This window comes from Kitasatospora sp. NPDC093558 (genome assembly GCF_040683475.1).
GTDB lineage: Bacteria > Actinomycetota > Actinomycetes > Streptomycetales > Streptomycetaceae > Kitasatospora.
This window is the reverse complement of the sequence record NZ_JBFBDY010000810.1, coordinates 1-2,510: the sequence shown is the minus strand read 5'-3', so window position 1 is coordinate 2,510 and position 2,510 is coordinate 1. Positions and strand designations below refer to the sequence as shown.

2 protein-coding genes and 1 pseudogene are annotated in these 2,510 nt (G+C 77.3%); all 3 read right to left on the bottom strand.

What is annotated here, in order from left to right:
* Positions 1 to 775 (bottom strand): ergothioneine biosynthesis protein EgtC (egtC, locus tag AB0O00_RS35505; RefSeq protein ID WP_363658830.1); only part of this gene is annotated, 775 nt, incomplete at its 3' end.
* Positions 775 to 2,127, bottom strand: a complete 1,353-nt coding sequence (egtB, locus tag AB0O00_RS35500) for an ergothioneine biosynthesis protein EgtB (protein ID WP_363658829.1) — start codon at positions 2,125 to 2,127, stop codon at positions 775 to 777. The genes egtC and egtB, both read right to left, overlap by 1 nt.
* Positions 2,124 to 2,510 (bottom strand): annotated as a pseudogene (locus AB0O00_RS35495) (ergothioneine biosynthesis glutamate--cysteine ligase EgtA); the annotation flags it as partial. The gene egtB and the pseudogene AB0O00_RS35495, both read right to left, overlap by 4 nt.

Genomic DNA, 2,510 nt, shown 5'->3' with positions numbered 1-2,510 from the left:
CGCTCTGCCCGCCCCCCGTCCACGCGGAGGAGCCGGATCCGCCTCCGCCGCCGCGCCGGGCCTCGGCGCCGGCGACCAGGAGCGAGCCCTCGGGGACGGCCGTCCAGCCCGGTTCGTCGTCGTACGGCTCGGAGGCCACCACCAGGCCGCCCCCGGGCAGGGTGCGGTGGTGCAGCGTGTCGCCCCACGTGGTCGCGGCGATCGAGCGGCCGTCGGTCAGCAGGAGGTTGAGCCGCGCGGTGGTGTGCTCGGTGACGTCCGCGACGGTGCCCGCGAGCGCCTCGCCGAGCCCGGCGCCTGCGCGCAGCCGGTGCAGGGTGAGGGCCCACACCAGGGCCGAGTCGGTGCGCGACTCCAGGTCGAGGAGTTCGGCGGGCGGCAGCAGCCCGGCGAGCGCGTCCAGCTTGTCCGGCCAGCCGGCCACCGCGCCGTTGTGGCTGAACAGCCAGCGCCCGGCGGAGAACGGTGCGGCGGCGTGCTCGCCGGCCGCGCAGCCGTCGGTGGCGGAGCGGACGGCCGCCAGCAGCGCCCGGGTGCGGATCACCCGGGCGAGGTCGGCGAACGCGGCGTCCGCCCAGAGCGGCCCGGCGCGGCGGTAGCGGGCGGGGATCTCGTCGCCGTCCGCGTACCAGCCGAGGCCGAAGCCGTCGACGTTCATCGTGCCGTACTGCTGCGTGCGCGGCGCCCAGGACTGCCGGTGCAGCGCGTCCGGCGGCGCGACCAGCAGCTCTTGTGGTGCCAATGGTCTGCCGAGGTAGGCGATGTGACGGCACATCAGGAACCACCGCCGTCGGGGACGTCGGCGGCCGTGCGGAAGCCGGAGAAGATCTGCCGCCGGATCGGGTAGTCCCAGTTGCGGAAGGTGCCCCGGCAGGCCACCGGCGCGACCGCGAAGGCGCCGCCGCGCAGCACCTTGTACTCGGGCCCGAAGAACACCTCCGAGTACTCCTTGTACGGCCAGGCCCGGAAGCCGGGGTAGGGGCCGAAGTCGCTCGCCGTCCACTCCCACACGTCGCCGATCAACTGCCGGGCGCCGTACGGGGACTGGCCCGCCGGGTAGCTGCCGGCCGGGGCCGGGCGCAGGTGCCGCTGGCCGAGGTTGGCGTGCTCGGGCGTCGGGCCGCCGTCGCCCCAGGGGTAGCGGCGCGAACGGCCGGTCGCCGGGTCGTGCCGGGCGGCCTTCTCCCACTCCGCCTCGGTCGGCAGCCGCCGCCCGGCCCAGCGGGCGTACGCGTCCGCCTCGTACCAGCTGACGTGCAGCACCGGCTCGTCCAGCGGGACGGGCTCCAGCGTGCCGAAGCGGCGGCGCAGCCACTGGCCGTCCTCGTGCCGCCAGAAGAGCGGGGCGGTCAGGCCGGCCTGCTGCCGGTGCGCCCAGCCCTCGGGGGTCCACCAGTGCGGCTCGTCGTAGCCGCCGTCGGCGATGAAGCGCAGGTAGGCGCCGTTGGTGACGGGGGTGGTGTCGAGCCGGAACGCCGGGAGGTCGACGACGTGCGCCGGGCGCTCGTTGTCCAGCGCCCACGGCTCGATGTCCGTGCCCATCGTGAACGGCCCCGCGGGGACGAGGACTTCGGCGGGCAGCGCGGCGGCCTCCGCGGGTGCGGGCGGCGGCGGGGGCGCGGCGAGGGCCGGTTCGCCCTTGCGGAGCTGATGGGTGATCAGCATCGTCTCGTCGTGCTGCTGTTCGTGCTGCGCGATCATGCCGAACGCGAACCCGCCGGCCAGCAGCGGCGCCCCCTCCAGCGGGCTCGCCGACAGCAGGTCGAGCACCCGGCCGCGCACCTCGTGCGCGTACGCGCGGGCCTCGCCGGGCGGCAGCAGCGGCAGGGTGGGGCGCTCCGCGCGCGGGTGCTGGAACGCGTCGTAGAGCGGGTCGATCTCCGGGTGCATCGGGTCGTGGCCGCCGACGTTGCGCAGCAGCCAGAGCTCCTCCTGGTTGCCGATGTGGGCGAGGTCCCACACCAGCGGCGACATCAGCGGCGAGTGCTGGGCGGTGAGGTCGTGGTCCTCGACGCAGTCGGTGAGGGCGGCGGTCCGGGCGCGGGCGGCGAGCAGCTCGGCGGCGATGGCGTCGCGCAGCGACTCGGTGCCCGCCGGCGTCTCGGCGGGGGGTCGGACGTCGGTCATGGTGCGGCCTCCTCCGGGAGGGTGCGTCGGGTGCCGGCGCGCAGGGCGTCCAGCTGGTCGTCGGCCGGGCAGCGGCCGCGCGCGGGGTAGCGCTCGGCGAACTCGGCGACGGTGGCGCGCAGCCGGCCGCCGCCGGGCAGGCGGCCCAGCGCGGCGTCGGCGGCGGCGAAGCAGGCGAGGGTGGCACGGCGCAGCTCGGGGTCGGCGACGGCCAGGGTGGCGGCCCGGCGCCAGGCGTCGCTGCGCGGCGGGCGCGTGCCGTCCGCGCCCCGCGGCGCCCCCGGAGGTTCGAGCGGCTCCACGGCGGCGAGCGCGGCGTCGGCGGCCACCGGGTCGTCCAGGAGCGCGGTGACCAGGGCGGTGGGCACCACCCAGCCGTCGCC

Coding starts and splice junctions, on each gene's coding strand:
- egtB (WP_363658829.1), bottom strand. CDS start 2,127: ATGACCGACGTCCGACCCCCCGCCGAGACGCCGGCGGGCACCGAGTCG.